The organism is Brevibacillus sp. FW301-21C12A, assembly GCF_058788915.1.
Genome location: NZ_JBYTBG010000001.1, coordinates 224,612 through 243,301 on the forward strand (window position 1 = coordinate 224,612; position 18,690 = coordinate 243,301).

The 18,690-nt window shown below is 52.9% G+C and carries 20 protein-coding genes; all 20 read right to left on the reverse strand.

The annotated features are described in order from the left end of the window. Nucleotides 1-5: 5 nt before the first annotated feature. The gene (locus tag AC3WQH_RS01165) at nt 6-2,051 is read right to left on the reverse strand and encodes a chemotaxis protein CheA (protein ID WP_005834218.1); all 2,046 of its coding nucleotides are present in this window, start codon (nt 2,049-2,051) and stop codon (nt 6-8) included. A gap of 20 nt (nt 2,052-2,071) precedes the next feature. After that, entirely contained in the window at nt 2,072-3,187 is a 1,116-nt protein-coding gene (locus AC3WQH_RS01170; RefSeq protein ID WP_238500993.1) for a protein-glutamate methylesterase/protein-glutamine glutaminase, read from the reverse strand. A 31-nt stretch (nt 3,188-3,218) separates the two neighbouring features. After that, nucleotides 3,219-4,085: a MinD/ParA family protein gene (locus tag AC3WQH_RS01175; protein ID WP_005834223.1), complete on the reverse strand. Its 867-nt coding sequence runs from the start codon at nt 4,083-4,085 to the stop codon at nt 3,219-3,221. 5 nt (nt 4,086-4,090) lie between these two features. After that, complete coding sequence (gene flhF, locus AC3WQH_RS01180; RefSeq protein WP_197186865.1) at nt 4,091-5,437, reverse strand: flagellar biosynthesis GTPase FlhF; 1,347 nt, start codon at nt 5,435-5,437, stop codon at nt 4,091-4,093. Further along, nucleotides 5,434-7,476, reverse strand: a complete 2,043-nt coding sequence (gene flhA, locus AC3WQH_RS01185) for a flagellar biosynthesis protein FlhA (RefSeq protein WP_025846108.1) — start codon at nt 7,474-7,476, stop codon at nt 5,434-5,436. The genes flhF and flhA overlap by 4 nt, the downstream gene beginning before the upstream one ends. A 19-nt stretch (nt 7,477-7,495) precedes the next feature. Next, nucleotides 7,496-8,593: a flagellar biosynthesis protein FlhB gene (flhB, locus tag AC3WQH_RS01190; protein ID WP_005834229.1), complete on the reverse strand. Its 1,098-nt coding sequence runs from the start codon at nt 8,591-8,593 to the stop codon at nt 7,496-7,498. Then, nucleotides 8,590-9,372 carry a flagellar biosynthetic protein FliR gene (fliR, locus tag AC3WQH_RS01195; protein WP_025846110.1) on the reverse strand — a complete coding sequence of 261 codons (783 nt, stop codon included), beginning with the start codon at nt 9,370-9,372 and terminating at the stop codon, nt 8,590-8,592. The genes flhB and fliR overlap by 4 nt, the downstream gene beginning before the upstream one ends. A 3-nt stretch (nt 9,373-9,375) precedes the next feature. Next, nucleotides 9,376-9,645: a flagellar biosynthesis protein FliQ gene (gene fliQ, locus AC3WQH_RS01200; protein ID WP_005834233.1), complete on the reverse strand. Its 270-nt coding sequence runs from the start codon at nt 9,643-9,645 to the stop codon at nt 9,376-9,378. Between the two features lie 31 nt (nt 9,646-9,676). Continuing rightward, entirely contained in the window at nt 9,677-10,438 is a 762-nt protein-coding gene (fliP, locus tag AC3WQH_RS01205; RefSeq protein ID WP_221843306.1) for a flagellar type III secretion system pore protein FliP, read from the reverse strand. Then, nucleotides 10,435-11,082, reverse strand: a complete 648-nt coding sequence (locus tag AC3WQH_RS01210) for a flagellar biosynthetic protein FliO (protein ID WP_238500992.1) — start codon at nt 11,080-11,082, stop codon at nt 10,435-10,437. Before AC3WQH_RS01210 ends, fliP begins: the two co-directional genes overlap by 4 nt. A gap of 32 nt (nt 11,083-11,114) precedes the next feature. Further along, nucleotides 11,115-11,477, reverse strand: a complete 363-nt coding sequence (locus AC3WQH_RS01215; RefSeq protein WP_005834238.1) for a response regulator — start codon at nt 11,475-11,477, stop codon at nt 11,115-11,117. A gap of 38 nt (nt 11,478-11,515) precedes the next feature. After that, complete coding sequence (gene fliY / locus AC3WQH_RS01220) at nt 11,516-12,877, reverse strand: flagellar motor switch phosphatase FliY (protein ID WP_492331876.1); 1,362 nt, start codon at nt 12,875-12,877, stop codon at nt 11,516-11,518. After that, a complete protein-coding gene (gene fliM / locus AC3WQH_RS01225; RefSeq protein ID WP_005834241.1) occupies nt 12,870-13,865 on the reverse strand; it encodes a flagellar motor switch protein FliM in 996 nt (331 codons plus the stop codon). Before fliM ends, fliY begins: the two co-directional genes overlap by 8 nt. A gap of 41 nt (nt 13,866-13,906) precedes the next feature. Continuing rightward, nucleotides 13,907-14,362: a flagellar basal body-associated FliL family protein gene (locus AC3WQH_RS01230; RefSeq protein ID WP_005834243.1), complete on the reverse strand. Its 456-nt coding sequence runs from the start codon at nt 14,360-14,362 to the stop codon at nt 13,907-13,909. Between the two features lie 14 nt (nt 14,363-14,376). Beyond that, entirely contained in the window at nt 14,377-14,598 is a 222-nt protein-coding gene (locus AC3WQH_RS01235; protein WP_005834244.1) for a flagellar FlbD family protein, read from the reverse strand. Nucleotides 14,599-14,668: 70 nt separating this feature from the next. Next, nucleotides 14,669-15,487 (reverse strand): flagellar basal body rod protein FlgG, encoded by an 819-nt coding sequence (gene flgG, locus AC3WQH_RS01240; protein WP_007777776.1) that lies wholly within the window; start codon nt 15,485-15,487, stop codon nt 14,669-14,671. Nucleotides 15,488-15,589: 102 nt separating this feature from the next. Further along, nucleotides 15,590-15,985 carry a TIGR02530 family flagellar biosynthesis protein gene (locus tag AC3WQH_RS01245; protein ID WP_005834248.1) on the reverse strand — a complete coding sequence of 132 codons (396 nt, stop codon included), beginning with the start codon at nt 15,983-15,985 and terminating at the stop codon, nt 15,590-15,592. Nucleotides 15,986-16,009: 24 nt separating this feature from the next. Beyond that, nucleotides 16,010-17,251, reverse strand: a complete 1,242-nt coding sequence (locus AC3WQH_RS01250; protein WP_492331877.1) for a flagellar hook-length control protein FliK — start codon at nt 17,249-17,251, stop codon at nt 16,010-16,012. 64 nt (nt 17,252-17,315) lie between these two features. Next, entirely contained in the window at nt 17,316-18,230 is a 915-nt protein-coding gene (locus AC3WQH_RS01255) for a MotE family protein (protein ID WP_005834251.1), read from the reverse strand. 12 nt (nt 18,231-18,242) lie between these two features. Next, complete coding sequence (gene fliJ, locus AC3WQH_RS01260) at nt 18,243-18,689, reverse strand: flagellar export protein FliJ (protein ID WP_005834253.1); 447 nt, start codon at nt 18,687-18,689, stop codon at nt 18,243-18,245. Between the last annotated feature and the right edge of the window lies 1 nt (nt 18,690).

Sequence of the window (18,690 nt, forward strand, 5' to 3'; positions counted from 1 at the left end):
TCCCTCTACTTAATCAGTGCGTTGCAATCAATGATGAGAGCGACTTGGCCGTCTCCCAGGATCGTTGCACCCGAAATGGCAAAGACGTTGACCAGGTACTTGCCAAGTGATTTGAGGACGATTTCCTGCTGGCCGATAAAGGAATCGACCACAAGGCCGGCCATTTTTTCCCCTTTGCGGACGATGACAACCGCTACTTCATCGTCTTTGTCCGCCCCGTTGTCCGGCACCTGGAAAATGTCCTGCAAGGAAACGAGCGGAACAACGCGTCCCCTGAAGTCGATCACCTTTTGGCGATGAGCCATCATGATCTGGTCTTTCTTGAACACAGCCGTTTCAATAATCGAGGAAAGCGGCACCGCGTACTTCTCGTCTTTTACCTGCACAAGCATCGCAGAAATGATCGAGAGCGTCAGCGGGAGCTGGATCAGGAAAGTCGTTCCTTGTCCGCGAACAGATTCGACACCGACGCTGCCGCCGAGCGATTCGATCTTGGATTTGACGACATCCAGCCCTACGCCGCGGCCGGAAATATCCGAGACCACTTCAGCGGTACTAAAACCCGCTGCGAACAACAGTTCGTGAATTTGCTTATCCGACATGCTGTCTGCGTTGGCCGGATTCACAATGCCCCGTTCAATCGCTTTTTTCAGCACTTTTTCCTTGTTGATGCCTGCGCCGTCGTCTTTCACTTCGATAAAGACGTGGTTGCCGCTGTGGAACGCGCGCAGTACGATCGTTCCTTCTTCCGGCTTTCCGGCCATTTTCCGATCTGCCGGCGATTCGATCCCGTGGTCGAGCGAGTTGCGCAACAAGTGGTTGAGCGGGTCCCCGATCTCGTCGATGACGGTGCGATCCAGCTCTGTCTCCGCCCCGATGATTTCCAGATTCACTTTTTTATGTAGCTCCTTCTGCAAATCGCGAATCATGCGCGGGAAGCGATTGAAGACTTGCTCGACGGGAACCATGCGCATCGTCAGGATGATGTTTTGCAAATCTCCGCTGATGCGGCTCATATGCTCCACCGTTTCCTGCAGCTCGCTTTTGCCGATCTCGCGAGCCAACTGCTCCAGACGTCCGCGGTCGATTACCAGCTCGCTGAACAGGTTCATCAAAATGTCCAGGCGGTCGATGTCGACGCGGATCGTTTTGCCGCCAGCGGTCGCTTTCTTGGCAGCGGCTGCCTGGGCATTGTCCGGCGCTTTTTTCTCCACAGGTGCGGCTGCTTCCGTCACTACAGGAGTTGGTGGCGCTTCTTTTTTCAATTGAATCGGATCAATCGCAACGTCCTGTATCTCCGAAATGTTAAGAATCGTGCTGCGGACTTTTTCCGCAGACTGCATGGTGACGTAGGCGATCTCGAAAGATTGCTCGAAGCACTCGTTTTCGATATCCTCGACCGACGGCTTCGTCTTGATGACTTCCCCCATCGATTCCAACTGGTCGAACACCATGTAGGCGCGCGCCGCTTTCAGCAGGCAGTTCTCATTCAGCGTGACCTTGATCCACATCACGTTGTTGCCGAGCTCCTTGGACTGCTTCAGCACCATCAGCGCGTAGTCGTCCAGGTCGTGGTCCTCGGCAGGCGTGCCTTCCGCTTGCGCCGCCTCGACTGCTTCCTCTTCCGCTACGGCTGTCGCAGCCGCCGCCACTTCCTGTTCGGCGGAATAATCGCCGGAGACAATCGCCCTCAGCTTTTTCACCGGACCCGATACGTCGGCCGAGCCGTCTCCGCCTTCTGTAATATCGATCACCATGCTTTCGATCAGATCCACGCTTTGAAAGATGACATCCATGATGTCACTGGTGATCGTCAGCTTCTGGTTGCGAATCAGATCGAGCACGTTTTCCGCTTCGTGCGTCAGGCTGGCCATATCTTCGAAGCCCATGGTCGCCGACATCCCTTTCAAGGTGTGCGCCGAACGAAAAATTTCCTTGACGTGCGCAATGTTTCCCGGATCACTTTCCAACAGCAACAAATTGGCGTTGATTGCTTGCAGGTGTTCTTTTGACTCCTCAATAAACATGTCCAAATACTGATTCATATCCATCGGTGATCCACCTCCCAAAATCAGTGCAAGAGCTTGCACAACAGCTCTGGAATTTTTTCTAATGGGGCCACATGATCTGCCAGTCCTGCCTGGATCGCCGCTCGTGGCATCCCGAATACGACACAACTCGACTCGTCTTCGATAATACTGGTAACAGGTCCAAGCTCCTTCATCTGCTTTAGACCTTTGGTCCCATCATTTCCCATGCCTGTCATGATAATTGCCCATTTGTCTACATTTGTCAATCGACTGGCGGATTCAAAAAGGACGTCGACAGAAGGTCTGTGACCTCCCCGCGGCTCTTGCTGGTGCAGGTGGGCCTGCAGCTTTCCATTCGCCTGGTGCACCTCAAAGTGATACCCGCCTGGTGCAATATAGGCTGTGCCCGGCTCAAGCCATTCCCCGTCCGTTACTTCCGTCACACGTATGTGGCATAGGGAGTCGAGCCTTTGCGCCAGCGATTTCGTAAAACCAGCCGGCATGTGCTGCACAATCGCGATCGGTGCCGGGAAGCCAGCCGGGATTGCGGTCAGGACGTTTTGCAGCGCCTTGGGGCCGCCTGTCGACGTTCCCAGCACGACCAGTCTTGCTTTTCCGCTGCTTTGCAGTCGCGGCAAAGCGTTCAGGACAGACGGCTGTGCCGTTCGCACCGGAGCGGTGGCAGAAGCCGGACTTGGCCGCATTGGCTCTGGCGCGGCAGGTCTGCTCGGTCGCAGCGTCCGGCGCATGTGGCCTTTTGCTACCGCCGCCGCTTTGACCCGCTCGATCAGCCGATCCGCGACTTTGTGAATATCGAGTGAAATCGGGCCAGACGGCTTCGTAATAAAGTCAAAGGCACCCAGTTCCAAAGCCTGAATCGTCGCCTCTGCTCCCTCGCGTGTCAGGCTGCTCAGCATAACCACTGGCACCGGACAGTCTGCCATGAGCTTTTCCAATGCTTCCAGGCCGTTCATGATCGGCATCTCGATGTCCAGTGTGAGGACATCCGGACTGAGTTGTTTGCACTTTTCGATACATTCGAGTCCATTCTTTGCTCGATCAATCACTTCAATCTCGGGATCGCCTGATAAAATGTCGCTAATAACTTTACGCATGAATGCAGAATCATCTGTGACCAGAACTCGAATTTTGCTCAATCGAATGTCACTCCCTTCCTACCTGTTTGCCTTATCGTATGAAGTGTTTCAGCCTCGCAAGAAAACCTTTCAGCCCGCTCGTCATTGCATCTGCATCGGCTGGAGTCTCCAAATACCGGGCTACCAGATTCCGAATGCTTTTTGCGGCTTGCGATTGCGGATATGTAAGTAGAAAAGGACGCTGTTGCTTCACAGCCTTTGATACGTGAGGATCGTCAGAAACATGTCCAAGCGACTGGATGTCCATGTCCAGAAACCGCTTGGCGACCATCGCCAGCTTGTCTGCCGTCATCTTGCCTTCTCTCTCCGAGGAGACGCGATTGATGACCAGGCGGATGACAACCGCAGGGTTGCGGGCGTGGAGCATTTTAATCACGGCGTAAGCGTCCGTAATCGCGGGCGGCTCCGGCGTTGTCACCAGGATGACTTCATCCGACGAGAGCATGAAGCGCAACGACTCCTTCGACAAACCCGCTCCCGTATCAAAAATGATCGTATCCGCATAGCCCTGCAACGGATTCAGGCGGGAAAACAGCCGATCCAGCTTCGGCTCGTCCAGTTGCATGATCTGGGTAAATCCAGACCCGCCCGCAATAAATTCCAGTCCCCCGGGCCCTCGCTCAATGATTTCCCAAACATCAGTGTCCGGCTCAAGCAAGTGGAACAGGTGCTTCTTCGGCGTAATCCCCATCAACACATCGAGGTTGGCAAGGCCGAGATCGACGTCGAACAAGACTGCTTTATGGCCCCGTTCGAGCAATCCAAGCCCAAAATTCAAGCTGAAATTGGACTTGCCAACCCCGCCTTTTCCACTGGTCACGGTCACCAGCCGGGTCGTTTTTTCTCTTGCGCCGGATTGCTGCATGCGCACGCGAAGTTGTTCTGCTTGGTCTCTCATCTAAGTCAATCTCCCATAATCATCGTCGCCGCAAGCTCTGGTGAGGCTGCCACGATATCGTCTGGCACGTTTTGTCCCGTCGTGAAGTAAGAGAGGGCAAGCTTGCTCTCATAGCAAATGTTCAAGATCGAGCCGTAGCTGTTCGTCTCGTCTGCCTTGGTGAAAATGACCTGCTTGGCAGGGACCTCCGCAAAGTTTTCCACGATGGTTTTCATGTCGTTGTACTTCGAGCCGAGACTCAGCACGAGGTAATTCACGCTGTTCTTCCCATGCTCGACCAGCTCGCGAATCCCTTGCACGTATTCATCGTTGCGGAAATTGCGGCCAGCCGTGTCGACAAAAATGAGATCGCAGTCGCTGAGACGCTCCATAGCCGGGGCCATTTCTTTCGGAGAAAACACAACCTCCAGCGGCACATTCAAGATGTTGGCGTACGTCTTCAACTGCTCCACGGCTGCCATCCGGTACGTATCTGCAGTAATAAACCCGATCCGGCGCTTTTCCTTCAGCATGCTGCTGGCTGCCAGCTTGGCGATCGTGGTCGTCTTGCCTACGCCCGTAGGCCCGAAAAAGAAGGCGAACTGGACATTTCGCGGGATGCCTGCTGACTTTGGTGCGTAGGGCGCAAGCATCGACGCAATGATCTTGCGCGTCTCGCGAAAAGCCGCTTCCTCGCTCCATCCGCCCTGAGGTTGCGCCTGCTCCATCAGCTTGCGGATGATTTCCGCCGTCACCTCTTCCGCCGTCTCCTGCCTGACCAGCCGGCTGCGTACTTCCTGTACGGCGGGCGGCAGTTGCTGGCTGAGATCGTTGACCAACAGCTTCTGGAACATTTGCCGCATGTCGCGGACTTCGTTCGCGAGGGCATCGTGCGTCGTGCTGCTGGGAGCTGCCGCGCTTTCCTTTGCCTGCTCGGCGGGAGCTTCTTTGACCGCAACTTCCCTCTGCCGGCTGGCCGGCTGTGCCGCCTCCGCGCGCGTCGCCACAGCAGCCGGGGCAGATGCCGGATTGTCCGGCGTCCTTGGCTCGCTTCGTTGCGGCATCGCTCGCTCAGCGGCTTCTTTTGCCTGGTTGGCTCTGCGATAAGCTTGCTGAGCCGTGTAGGTACCCGTCTGCCCAGTGGAGAAAACGTCCTTCGACCGATGCTCATCCGCGACCGGAGCACTCTCGCGTTCCGTTGCCTTTTCATCGACAGCAGCGATTACTTCGATTTTCTGTTTGCCAAACATACCGAACAATCCGCCTGTCTTGATCGATTTGGAGTTCAGGATGACTGCGTCTATTCCCAGATCGAGCCTGATTTTTTCCATCGCCTCTGGCATCGAATCGACAATGTAACGTTTTACCCTCACGAAATGTTCACCATCCCTACGCTTTGCACTTCAACATTTGGCTCTAGCTCGCTGTACGACAATACAGGAATATCAGGCATCATTCGCTCCACCAACTGACGCAGGTACATGCGAATGGCCGGTGACGAGAGGATGATCGGCTGCTGGCCGGAGTTAATCATTTTGCTCACTTCCGCCGACATGCTTTGGAAGATCCGTTGCGACGTCTCTGGGTCCATCGCCAGGTAGCTTCCCTGCTCAGACTGTTCCACCCGCTCGGAGATTGCTTTTTCCAAGCCGGCGCCTGCTGTCAGCACCCGCAAAGGCTGTCCGGGCTCTGTAAACTGCAGCGTAATCTGTCTGGACATCGCCTGTCTTACGTACTCGGTCAGCACTTCCGGGTCTTTTGTAAACATGGCGTGGTCCGCCAACGCTTCGAGAATGACTTGCAGATTGCGAACCGACACTTTTTCACGCAACAGCTTCTGCAGTACTTTTTGCACATCGCCAATCGACAAAAGTCCTGGAATGAGCTCGTCCACCAGTACCGGGGCCACTTCTCGCACGTTGTCGATAAGCGCCCGCGTTTCTTGTCGGCCGAGCAGCTCATGCGCGTGGCGCTTGACCACTTCTGTGAGATGCGTCGCTACGACAGACGGCGGATCGACTACCGTGTAGCCAGACAGCTCGGCAATCTCCTTATTTTCTTCTGTTACCCATAATGCAGGCAATCCAAACGCAGGCTCTACTGTTTCGATCCCGACAATGGAATCATCGTCAATTCCAGGGCTCATGGCGAGGTAGTGATCGAGCAGAATTTCCCCTTTGGCGACCTGGTTGCCTTTGATTTTTATCATGTATTCGTTTGGCCGCAACTGAATGTTGTCGCGGATGCGGATGACGGGAACGACGATCCCCATTTCCAGCGCGATCTGTCTGCGAATCATGATGACGCGATCCAGCAGGTCCCCGCCTTGCTTTACGTCAGCGAGCGGAATCAGGCCGTAGCCAAATTCGAACTCGATCGGGTCCACTTGCAAAAGGTTGACCACGCTTTCCGGACTGCGCACTTCTTCGATTTGCTGCTCCTCCACCTTGTCTGCCGATTCCTGAATCTCGATCTTCTGCTTCTTGTCCATCCGCCACGCTGCGTAACCCATGATCCCGGACACCGGCAAAACAGGCAGCAGCCCGATTGGGGTGAACAGGCCAAGCAGCAGCATGCAGCCAGCTACGATGTACAAAAGGCGCGGAAAGGAGAACATTTGCCGGGCGATGTCGTCGCCCAGCCCTTCCCCGGAGGTGGAGCGAGTGACGATGATCCCGGCTGCGGTCGAGATGAGCAGCGCAGGAATCTGGCTGACGAGTGCATCCCCGACCGACATGGTGGTAAAACGGGAAGCAGATTCTTGAAAGCTGAAGCCATGAACAAGCATCCCGATGATGAATCCGCCGATGATGTTCACAATAAAGATGATAATTCCTGCGATGGCGTCCCCTTTGACGAATTTGCTGGCACCATCCATGGCCCCGTAAAAGTCTGCCTCATTTTCGATCTTTTTTCTCCGTACACGCGCTTCTGCTTCTGTAATCATCCCTGCATTCAAGTCCGCGTCGATACTCATTTGCTTCCCTGGCATCGCGTCGAGCGTAAAGCGTGCGGCTACTTCTGCGACACGCTCGGAGCCTTTTGTAATGACGATGAACTGAATGACGATCAGAATCAGAAACACGACGAATCCGACTACCTGGTTCCCACCGACGACAAAGCTGCCAAACGTCTCGATCACTTGTCCGCCTTCCCCATGCGACAAAATGTTCCGCGTCGTGGACACGTTCAAAGCGAGCCGAAACAACGTCGTAATCAAAAGCACTGTCGGAAAAATGGAGAACTCCAGCGTTTCTTTTGTGTACATCGACACAAGCAAAATGGTCAACGCAAGGGAGATATTCAAAATGAGCAGCAAATCAAGAAGCCCAGAAGGGAGTGGGATTACCATCATGACAACAATGCTTATCACAAATAGAATCGTACCAATTTCCTTGAATCGAAATCCCACCGTTCATCCTCCTTCCTCGTTATTTCACTTTCCCTTGCAGCTTGTAGACGTACGCGAGAACTTCCGCGACCGCTTTAAACATCTCTTCGGGAATTTGTTGTCCAATTTCAACCTGACTATAGAGAGCCCGGGCCAGGGGCTTGTTTTCCATCGTAACAATCCGGTGCTTCTTGGCCACCTCTCTGATTTTCAGCGCCAGGTAATCCTGGCCTTTTGCCACTACCGTAGGGGCGCTCATTGCACTGGCATCGTAGCGGATTGCGACGGCAAAGTGGGTCGGGTTCGTAATGATGACGTCCGCTTTCGGCAGCTCTTGCATCATCCGACGCAGCGCCATGCTCCGCTGCCTCTCGCGAATTTTCCCTTTGATTAGCGGGTCCCCTTCCGCCTGCTTGTGCTCGTCTTTAATGTCCTGTTTGGACATCCGCAAATTCTTTTCATGTTCATACCGTTGATAGGCGTAATCCATAATCGCCAGAATGAACAGCAGCAAACCGATGTAAATTCCGAGTTTGGTTACTTCAGTTCCTGTAAAAGACAGGACGCTCCCCAGCGAGAGCAAGGAAAGCTGGGTGACTTGTTCTTTGGCACTCCATAAAATGACGTAAGCCACATACATGCAAGCACTGATTTTCAATAGCGATTTCAGCAATTCGACGAGGGAGCGCATGGAGAAAATGCGTTTGGCTCCTTTGATCGGGTCCAGCTTCTCCAGCTTCATCTGCAGCGGCTCCGTACTAATCATCCAGCCCACCTGCATGTAATTGACGGCGAAGGCGACCAGAAAGGCCAGCCCCAGTACAGGGCCCACGATTTTCAGCGCCTCGAAGGCCATCGACATGACGATGACTTTCAGATTCTCTTCGTTCAACTGCCAGCTCGTAAACGTGATAAGCGCTTCTCGCATCAGGTTCTGGAACGTACTGAGCATGGAAGGCCCGAGCATCATCAGCAAAAAAAAGAACGAAGTCAATACGATGGAAGGAGAGAGATCCTGGCTTTTCGCCACCTGCCCCTTTTTTCGGGCATCCTCCTTTTTCTTGGGAGTCGCCTTCTCCGTTTTTTCGCCGCTAAAAAACTGCAGGTCTACGGGGTAAAGGAACCTCATCTGCGTCATGGTGATCCTCCGAGCGATTTCATCATTTCTGCGAGTGCCCGGAACATGTTGTCAAACAGTCCGTTTAACGTCAGTAAAAAGGCGGGCATGACAACGATCAAGAGCAGAAAACTGGCAAGCAGTTTGATCGGCAAGCCGACCACAAAAATATTAAACTGCGGGACAGATTTGGCGATAATACCAAGAGAGAGGTCTACCAAAAACAGCGCGACCACGATTGGCGCCGCCATCAAAAACGCGCTCAAAAACATGTTCTGAAACACTTTGACCGCTGTCATCATCGCGCTTTCACTGCCAAAAGCGGCCCACATGCGATCCACCGGAATCGCCTGGTAGCTGCTCATGATCCCGCGCAGCAGCATGTGATGTCCATTGATGCTAAAAAAATACAAAATCGCCAAGATATTCTTGAAGTTCCCCGTCACAGGGATGTAGGCGCCCGTTTTCGGGTCGATCACGTTCGCCATGGCCAGGCCCATTTGCATGTCCATCAGCCCTCCGGCAACCTGGACAGCGACAAACATCAGCTCGCAAATATAGCCGAGAATCAAGCCTACGAGCGCTTCCTTTATCACATAGAGCATAAACGTCAAATCCAGCGGAATCTGTCCTTGCACCGGCAACGCTTGAAAGCTAATCAAGGCGACGATGAAGGCCAAGCCGATTTTGAACTGGGCAGGCACGCCCCTGATCGCGAAAAAGGGAGCCACTACAAAAAAGGCGCTCATTCTGACAAACACCAGCAAGAAAACAGGCAAATACGTGAGATAAAGGCTCATACGCTATCCGACAAAACGATGCAGGTTTCCGAAGATCCCCATCGTAAAATCTAGCATGACGCGCAGCATCCACGGTCCTACCGCCAAAATGATAATAAACACGGCGACGATCTTCGGAATGAATGCGAGCGTCTGCTCCTGAATTTGCGTGGTTGCCTGAAAAACGCTGACCATCAACCCGACCAGTAAGGCGATCCCGAGCGCGGGCGCCGAAACCAGCAGGATGGTGTAAACAGAGCTTTGGGCAATTTGCATCAGTAATTCCTGTGTCATGCTCTAACCTCCTGGTCCCTTCGGAATGTCGCTAAAAACTGGTCAAAAGGGATTTCACTACTAAGTACCAGCCGTCTACCATAATGAACAGCAAAATTTTGAACGGCAGCGAAATCATGACCGGCGGCAGCATCATCATCCCCATCCCCATCAAAATGCTGGAGATAATCATGTCGATGACCAGAAACGGGATGAAGATCATAAAGCCGATCTGAAAGGCCGTTTTCAGCTCGCTGATCGCATAGGCAGGTACGAGAACAGTAAGCGGAATATCCTGAATCGTCTTCGGTCGCTCCGCTTTCGTAAATTCCAAAAACAGCGCCAAATCTTTTTCGCGCGTCTGCTTGGCCATAAATTCCTTGAACGGAATGACCGCCGCATCGAATGCCTGCTGCTGCGTCAGCTTGCCCTGCATAAATGGTTGCACGGCCGTTTCATTCACTTTGCCCAAAGTCGGGGCCATGATGAAAAACGTCAGAAACAAAGCGAGCGCCACCAGCACCTGGTTGGGCGGCATTTGCTGGGTCGCCAAGGCATTTCGCACAAACGACAAGACAATGACAATTCGCGTAAAACTCGTCATCAACAACAAGATAGCTGGTGCCACTGAGAGCACAGTCAAGATCAGCAACAACTGAATCGCTGAGGATGTCTCCTGTGGTGTCCCATTGCCGCCGCCGATTTGCAAGTCAATGCTCGGAATTAGCGGTGTTCCTCCTGGCGCGGCTGCCGCCATCTCCGGTACCGCGAGCACTGCGGCAACAAGCACAAGCACCTGTAAAAAATATTTCATTTTCGGTCCCCTCTGTCGGAAACTTCCTCTTTGTCCCACAAGTCGGAGTTGAGTGGTCGATTTTTCACGTTGTCCCACTGCCCTTTCAAAAGCTCCTGAAAGGTTTTTCCGTCCACATCCGAAGAAAACAGCAACTCTTCGTCAGCCTGCTTCTTTTTGCCGAATGGCAGCCAGTTCAGCGATAACGGGTTTTTGATCGGTGCGATTTCCGCATCGGCCAAGATCAGGTCCACCTCTTCCCCCGGTTCGATGCGGCGAAGCAGTTGGACATTCTCTCCCACTCCCACAATGTACAAGGACTCTCCGATCATGACCACCTGCAGCGTCTTCCCGTTGCCAAGGGCTGCCGCACTGATAATTTTGATCGGTCCTTGGCTTTGCCCGACTTGGCGTCGCCCGAGAAAACGGAGCAGGAAAAAGATAAGAACAGCGATAAAGCCGAGTGAAAAAATGACTTGCACCAAATAACCGATCATGCTGCCTGTTCCGCTGCCCGGAATGGCCGCCGGCTGTTCGCCGCCGGCGGGCGCATTGCTCTTGTCTGTATTCCCTTGGTTGTACGCATCGGCTACAGTACCTTCCGCATGGACGGCAATGGGCAGGGCGGAGACAAACAGCACGAGGATCAGACTGAAGATCCACAAAAGCCTCGTCCCTGCATTCCGGATCTTCATCATTAGCTCAAAGTCTTTTTGATCGCTTCCAGCACGCGATCTGCCTGGAATGGTTTTACGATGAAATCTTTCGCGCCCGCCTGAATCGCATCAATAACCATGGCCTGTTGTCCCATCGCGGAGCACATGATGACGCGTGCGTTCGGATCGAGCTTTTTGATTTCTTTCAGAGCAGAAATGCCATCCATTTCCGGCATGGTAATGTCCATTGTCACCAAATCTGGTCCCAATTCCTTGTACTTCTCAACCGCCTGTGCTCCATCGCTTGCTTCCCCTACGACGCTGTAGCCGTTTTTGGACAAAATCTCCTTAATCATCATACGCATGAATGCTGCATCATCAACGATCAATACTTTGTTTGACATGAATAGATCCTCCCCAATACTTGCTCTTGATTTGTGGTTTATTGCAATTTTTGAACACGATCAAACTGGCTGATGATATCGGTGACGCGGACACCGAAATTCTCGTCGATGACGACAACCTCGCCTTTGGCAATCAACTTGTTATTGACCAAAATGTCTACATGCTCACCTGCCAGCTTGTCCAACTGTATGATGGATCCGGCAGACAAGTCAAGAATTTCTCTAATCAACTTTTTGGTACGTCCCAGCTCCACCGTTACTTGCAGCGGAATGTCTTGCAAGAGATTCAAATTTTGCAGTTCTCCTGTGTACATCGGGGACGCGCCAAGCGGTGCAAACTGCGCTGGCACGACATTTGCCTGGTTGGCTGCCGGGCTTCCGAAATGCTGCGGCGCTGGCGGAGCCATCGGCGGTTGCTGGTAAACGCCCGGATACGGAGCATACCCCGGCGGCATCGCATATTGCGCGTATGGGTCCGGATACATCGGTTGCCCCGGATAACCCATCGGCGGAGCATATCCAGCCGGTGGCTGCTGCATCGGCTGCTGTGCAGGAGGCGGCGGCGCTACAGGCGGTACGTGGCTCTGTACAGGCTCCTGCTGCACAGGCTGGGCTGGCGGTGGAGCGGACGCGCTCGGGGCCGGAATAGACGGCATTTCCGTCTCGGCTACAAGTGCTGCGGCTGCCTCGTCATCCGAGCCTCCCACCAGTCGGTCGATCATTTTCTTCGCAAAAGAAAGCGGCAAAAGCTGCATGATATTCGAGTCAATCAACTCGCCATGTTCGCCGACTTTCAAGCGGAAGGAGACTTTCACCAGCGGGCTGTCATCGTCGGTGAAGCTGTCTCCGCCCTTGCCCTGCGCCAAGTCCATCACGTCGATGCCCGGAGGTGTAATGTTGATGAACTGGTTGAAGATCGTGGACATGGATGTCGCCGCTGAACCCATCATTTGGTTCATCGCTTCCTGGACTGCGCTGATGTGCAGCTCGGACATTTCCGTATCGGCAGGCTTGCCATCTCCCCCCATCATCAGGTCTGCGATTACCGCCGCATCTTCCATCCGAATGACCAACAGGTTGATCCCTTTGAAGCCATCCGTGTACTCGACGTGGACCGCCACATGAGGAATTGGAAACTCGCTTTCCAACTCATCCACGTTGACAACGGAAACGGTCGGCGTGGTAATGTCGACTTTCTGGCTTAACAAAGTGGATAACGCGGTTGCGGCGCTGCCGAAGGAGATATTTCCGATTTCGCCAAGCGCGTCCTGTTCAAACGGGGAAAGAAAATCAGCCACATTCTGACTCTCCGCGGGCTTTGCTTCCTCTTCGTCCTCAACCAAGTTGTTCGCGCGAAGTAGCGCGTCAATCTCGTCTTGAGAAAGCATATCTCTACTCATTTTGGTCCTCCCCCTCCTCTATGACTTCATCAATCTGCACGGCCATTCTGCCTTTGAGCGTACCCGGTTGCCCCAGGAACTTCAACTGATCGCCTATCTTGATCTTCAGCTTGCTGTCAAGCGACTGATCCAACTGGATGACATCGCCTTTTTGCAGCGCCAGAAAATCGCCGACGGTAATCGTAGCCGTCCCCATTTCCGCAATGATCGGCAGTTTGGCCACCTTTACTCGTTCTTCGACACGCAGGCGTTCATCTTCATCCCGTGTCTTTTTCTGCTTGGAGAACCAGTACTGACCGGAAAGCTTGGTCATGATCGGCTCCAGTACGACGTGAGGCAGACAAAGGTTAATCATTCCTGTCGTGTCCCCGATTTTCGTACTGAACGAGATTACGACGACAATCTCGTTTGGCGAGACAATCTGCATGAACTGGGGATTCATTTCCAGTCCTTCCTGGTACGGATCAAGCTCAATAATTTGCTTCCATGCCTCGTGGAATGTATCCAGCGCCTTGCCGAATACTCGCTCCATCACCGTTGTTTCAATTTCCGTAAGTGCACCCATTTTTTCCGGGATTGCACCCTGTCCACCAAGAAGCCGATCCAGCATGGTATAGGCGATGTTTGGATTGACCTCCAAGACCATTCGTCCTTCCAAAGGAGGAGCTTCGAAGATGTTCAAGATGGTCATCTTGGGAATGGAGCGTATAAATTCGTCATACGGCAATTGATCGACGGAGGCAACCGTAATTTGCACGAAGGTACGGAGCTGAGCTGAAAAATAAGTAGTCAACAGCCTCGCATAGTTCTCATGGATTCGTGTCAAGCCACGGATCTGGTCTTTGGAGAACCGCAACGCGCGTTTGAAATCATACACTTTGACTTTGCGCTCAGTCTCTTCTTTTTTCAGCTCGTTGGCATCCATCTCACCAGATGATAGAGCGGCCAACAACGCGTCAATCTCACTTTGTGAGAGAACCTCGGCCATATGTCGTCACCTCCTTGCTATGTATCCGTGTGATCGCTTCCTTAGGACAAGACCCGCTTGGTCGTCACGACTTGCACGATTTTGCCTTCTTGCATCAGGGAGCTGATTTCATTCATGATTTTCGCTTCCAGCTTGTTTACGCCTTCGGTTCCTTTTATGTCTTCTGGTGTCAGGCCAGCCAACGTTTTAATAATCACCTGATTGACCTGTGGCAATCGCTGCTCCAGTTCCGTTTTGGCATCTGCACTGTCCGCTGTAATGCTGAAGCGCACAATCATGTAATTGTTCGTCAGCAAATTGGTTGTGATCTCGCCAGTATCTACGGAGTACTCCTGCATTTCTTTCGCTGACAAAGGCTTCACTTCTTTTTCTTCGGAGCTGGCCGTCTGCGCGGCCGGAGAGAGATACGTTTGCCAGAGCACAAACGAGATGACTCCCAGTAGCGAAATCGCGATGATGATAATTAGAGCCATGTTAAACAAACGATTTTGAAACATCGCAATGCCTCCCGCTATTCATTTAAATCGTCCGGCAGCTTGGGTGCAGTCGCTATCGGATGAGCGTTTTGATAAAAAGCCTGAACACGTTCAGCGATGGACTCTACGGAATCCTTCACGATGTACTTCCTGTCGTTGAACAACGTAATCACGGTATCGGGTGTTGCTTCAACCGTTTCGATGTGAGTGATGTTCAGATAAAACGCAGTGCCGTTAAAACGGGTCAGTTTAATCATCGTGTGCTCCTTTTCGGGATTAAACAGGGGAAGGAGTAAATCGCTTCCCCGCCTAATCCACTGCAAGAAGTTATCGTTTCAGATTCACCAGTTCCTCGAGAACGGAATCGGACGTCGTAATGATCCGCGAGTTCGCCTGGAAGCCGCGCTGCGCCACGATCATTTCCGTGAACTCTTCAGAGAGGTCGACGTTGGACATTTCCAGTTGACCGGCAATGATGCTCACGCGTGCATCTGCTGGAGTAACTGGTGTCATTGGGTCTTCGTCACGAGCACCGGCGTTCACCGTGTTTTCATAGAGCGAATTGCCGACTTTTTTCAGACCGCTCGGGTTGTTGAACGTCATGACGCCAATCGTGTTGTCGGCTGCAAGCGCGCCCGCATCGTCTACGGTCGTAATGACGCCGTCTTTGCCGATGGAGTAGGAGACGACACCGTCAGCCTGGCTGATCTGGATCGGAGCAGCATCGCTGTTCAACAGTTTCAGTCCTTGCGGATTAACCAGGAAGCCTTGGGAGTCGCGGGTGAAGTTGCCTGCGCGCGTGTAGTAGATCGTCGCGCCGTCATCCGGGCTCACCATGAAAAAGGCGTCGCCTTCAATGGAAAGGTCTGTCGGCAAGTTTGTCGTCATCGGGCTTCCCGCCGAAAACACGGTATCAATCGATGCGATCGAGGAACCGAGACCGATCTGGGTCGGGTTGGTACCGCCTTTTCCACCGTCGGTCGGAGCGCCGGCACCTTGCACATTTTGGCTCAAAATATCTTGAAACATGACACGGCTTTTTTTGAAGCCAACCGTATTTACGTTCGCAATGTTGTTCCCAATGACATCAAGCTTTGTTTGAAAGCCGCGCATACCTGAGATACCTGAATACATGGAACGAAGCATGATCTGTCTCCTCCTCTGCTCTCTTACAAGTCTGGATTACCTCTGTCGTTCGGTAACCCGTAGGCTTCCTCCGGAGAGGTCCAGCCCGCTCGTACAGGCCATTTATACGAAGATGGCGCTGTCGATGTTGGTAAATACATTGTCCTTCATGCTGCCATCGTCCACAGCGGTAATGATTTTCCGATTTACGATGCTCACGACATAAGCCACGTTATCCATAATGATGAGAGATTCTCTGGCCCCTTTGGAGGCTGCCTTTTGAACCGCTGACTCCAAACGTTCCAACTGATGCCCTCCAAGCGCGATTCCACGTTGCTGCAGGCGGCTCATGGCATGCTGACTGAACGAAAGTGGCTGTGCTTTGGCATGTGGAGTCGTCGATTCGGTCAAGTACTGTTGAAACGTTTTGCTGGCTCCCGGCGCTGTCTGGGCAGCCGCTTTGGTGACGTGATTCGGTTTCGGAGGGAAATAGGGCTGCGCGACACGAAAATGGTTCATGCTGCTTCCTCCTTCATCCCATCCCTAGACGAGATCGCCCACTCCACGGGCTGATTCCCGCAGGCGATTCCATAGCGACTCGCTCGTTTCACTGCTGTCTACGAGCGCCTCTAGCGCAAACTCTTGTTCAGCCTGTTTTTGTTGCTGTTGCTGATGATTGTCCCGCTGCTGTCCGGCTTGCTCGCGCTGTTGCTGGAAACTGAATGCCGTGTCCTGCTGTTGATTGACCTCCAGACGATCGACCTGCAAGCCTTGCTGCGTCAAAGCCAGCCGCAATTGCGGAAGCTGGTTGTCGAGCAAATCTTTTCCGGCCTGTGTCTCGGCGTGGAACTGGGCGGTAATTACCCCGTTGTGCGAAGTAATCGTCACGTCCACCTGCCCGAGCGACTGCGGATTCAAGATCAGCCGTGCTTCATGCACACCGTTATGGCCGCTTAGTTGCAGCTTGGAAACGAAAAGCTGGGTAAGCTGCTGCGGCAATTGGTTCGCGTTCACATGGTGCGTCTGTCCGACTGCCTGTTGAAAACTTGCCACGCTTTGCGTCTGAGGCGCTTGCTGGGAAACAACCGAAATTTGGTTCGCTGTCGTCAGCAGCGATTCCTCCGGGTTTCCTTCCTGATTCAGCAAACTGCCGGAAAGCGTCGGCTGGATCGGTTGGGAAGATACTCCCGCTTCCAGCTTGTAGGCAGCCAGGCCGAGGTTCATCCGCAAAGGCGAAATCGTCTTGAACGCTTCTTGCTGCGATGCATTTAGATTGGGAATCGTCTCGGAGCGCAGCGGCAGCGCGCCATGCTTCGCTTTGCTTTCATTGCCTTTTTGGTTCTTCAGTGCTTCGAGAAGTGCGGCCAGCTTGTCCATCTCATCGGCAGATGCTTCCTTTTGCGAAAGCTTGGACAAAAGTTGCTTGAGATCCACTCCAGCCTGCGAGGCAAGCTCCATGCCTTGTCCGGACATTTTGCCCAAAAGCTGTTCAACCGCTGCTGCCTTTTCGCCTACTTGCTCGTTCAGTTCTGCGTTTCCTTGCTGTCCTGCGGCAAGCAGTTGAGCGATCAACGCCATCAGTTCATCGAGCAATTTCTGGTCTTCCTCTGACAAGCCTGCCGGAGAAGCAACTGCCCCTTTGGAGTCTAGCATCGTTTCAAAAGTTTGCAGCATTTGCAAAGAGAACAACTGCCCCATGCCAGCATCTCCATTGCCTGTGGCAGCACCGACAGATGTGACGCTCCCGGCTGAACCTACTGGCGGAGTCAGATTGGCTACATTCATCTCGTTCACCTCCTCTTTTGGATTTGTTGCTTATGGAAACGACAACGAAAAGCCATGCTTTTTGTTATCGAAGCAACTCTTCTGTGATGCGTGCCGCCAGATTGTCTTTCTCTTTTTTGTCTTCCTTGGCGATCGCAGAGAGTGTTTGCGCCCGCTTGTCCGCAGGCATTTCTTTTAAGAGGGTAAGCGCTCTGCTCTTGTTCGTACTCATGAGCGAGCGAATGACCGCAGCAGAATCTTCTGCCGGCATCTGCGCGAATGTCTCGCTCAGTGCCTGGTCGTTTGCGCTGGAGGAAGAGCCGCTGCGTGTCTCGCTAAGCGCCTTTGTCAGCACCTGAACCCGCTGTTGCAAGGCCGCAATGTCGTCGTCCTTGTTGACAACAGAATCTTTCAGCAGTATCGAAATGTCTGCCGCTTTTTTCGGGTCCATCTTTGCCAAAATGTCTGCGCGCTGATTGGGCTTCATTTTGGTCATGACCGCGACAGACTCGTCCAGGCTCAAATTTTCGATGATGGCTGCTGCGTTTTTCGCTGACATCGTCGTGTACACTTTGGCGAGGTCCGTAAACTGCTTTTGCCGCTCCTCTTCGCTGGCTCTTTGTTCCTCCATGAGCTTGTTCAAGTCTTGCACCTGCTTTTCCAGCGCTTGAATCGTGGCGTCTTTTTTCGCTGCTTCTTCTTTCAGCGCGGAAATTTGCTGCTGATTTTTCGCCTGGTCTTGCTGCAGGGTCGCCACTTGCTTCTCCGTGTCTGGTTCTTTCTTTTCCTCCTCACCGGACAGCGTGTCGTATTCGTCCGGGACGAGCTTTTCCACGTACGGTATGGAGTTAGCCCAGTGGAGAACATTCCCTAGCACGTTCACTCCCAGCAAGCTCAGGAGAACGCCGCCAAGGAGGCTGGCAAACAGTGCAGGAATGACGATCATGTAAAAAAACCATTCCAACCTGCCGTATTCCCGTTCTTCTTGGATTTCTTCCATCTGGTACCTCCCTTAGTTGCTGCGGCGAAGATAGAGCTGCGTGCCGATCTCATCCATTTCTTTTTGCTCACGCTGTCTCTGCTCGTCGAGAAATTGATGGAGAGATTTTTCCCGCAGTCGTTGCCACAACTGGGACTCTTTCATTCTCTCGGTCAAATGGGACTGACAGCGCTCCACGTCCTGCTCACACCCGCGCAAGGTTCGTTGCTGCCTCGTAATCGAGCGGGCTACCGCTTGCTGGTACTGCGCGATAGAGATAAGCTGCGCCGCGCTGCACGTCTGCATTTGCGCTTCCTCAAGCATATGGGTCATCTCATCATGCTGTTCAGTCAATTGCACAAGTTTCCACTCTTCTTCGTTTTTGCGCTGAATCGATTTCCCAAATGCCCACTCTGCCTGCTCTTTCTCTTTTTCCTTCAGATCCAGAACTTTTTGGAGATGAAACTGAAACACTTTCACT

Coding starts and splice junctions, on each gene's coding strand:
- AC3WQH_RS01230 (WP_005834243.1), bottom strand. CDS start 14,362: ATGTTTCAAAATCGTTTGTTTAACATGGCTCTAATTATCATCATCGCG.
- AC3WQH_RS01250 (WP_492331877.1), bottom strand. CDS start 17,251: ATGAATGTAGCCAATCTGACTCCGCCAGTAGGTTCAGCCGGGAGCGTC.
- AC3WQH_RS01235 (WP_005834244.1), bottom strand. CDS start 14,598: ATGATTAAACTGACCCGTTTTAACGGCACTGCGTTTTATCTGAACATC.
- fliY (WP_492331876.1), bottom strand. CDS start 12,877: ATGAGTAGAGATATGCTTTCTCAAGACGAGATTGACGCGCTACTTCGC.
- AC3WQH_RS01165 (WP_005834218.1), bottom strand. CDS start 2,051: ATGGATATGAATCAGTATTTGGACATGTTTATTGAGGAGTCAAAAGAA.
- AC3WQH_RS01175 (WP_005834223.1), bottom strand. CDS start 4,085: ATGAGAGACCAAGCAGAACAACTTCGCGTGCGCATGCAGCAATCCGGC.
- fliP (WP_221843306.1), bottom strand. CDS start 10,438: ATGAAATATTTTTTACAGGTGCTTGTGCTTGTTGCCGCAGTGCTCGCG.
- fliQ (WP_005834233.1), bottom strand. CDS start 9,645: ATGACACAGGAATTACTGATGCAAATTGCCCAAAGCTCTGTTTACACC.
- AC3WQH_RS01215 (WP_005834238.1), bottom strand. CDS start 11,477: ATGTCAAACAAAGTATTGATCGTTGATGATGCAGCATTCATGCGTATG.
- flgG (WP_007777776.1), bottom strand. CDS start 15,487: ATGCTTCGTTCCATGTATTCAGGTATCTCAGGTATGCGCGGCTTTCAA.
- AC3WQH_RS01255 (WP_005834251.1), bottom strand. CDS start 18,230: ATGGAAGAAATCCAAGAAGAACGGGAATACGGCAGGTTGGAATGGTTT.
- AC3WQH_RS01245 (WP_005834248.1), bottom strand. CDS start 15,985: ATGAACCATTTTCGTGTCGCGCAGCCCTATTTCCCTCCGAAACCGAAT.
- fliM (WP_005834241.1), bottom strand. CDS start 13,865: ATGGCCGAGGTTCTCTCACAAAGTGAGATTGACGCGTTGTTGGCCGCT.
- flhB (WP_005834229.1), bottom strand. CDS start 8,593: ATGACGCAGATGAGGTTCCTTTACCCCGTAGACCTGCAGTTTTTTAGC.
- fliR (WP_025846110.1), bottom strand. CDS start 9,372: ATGAGCCTTTATCTCACGTATTTGCCTGTTTTCTTGCTGGTGTTTGTC.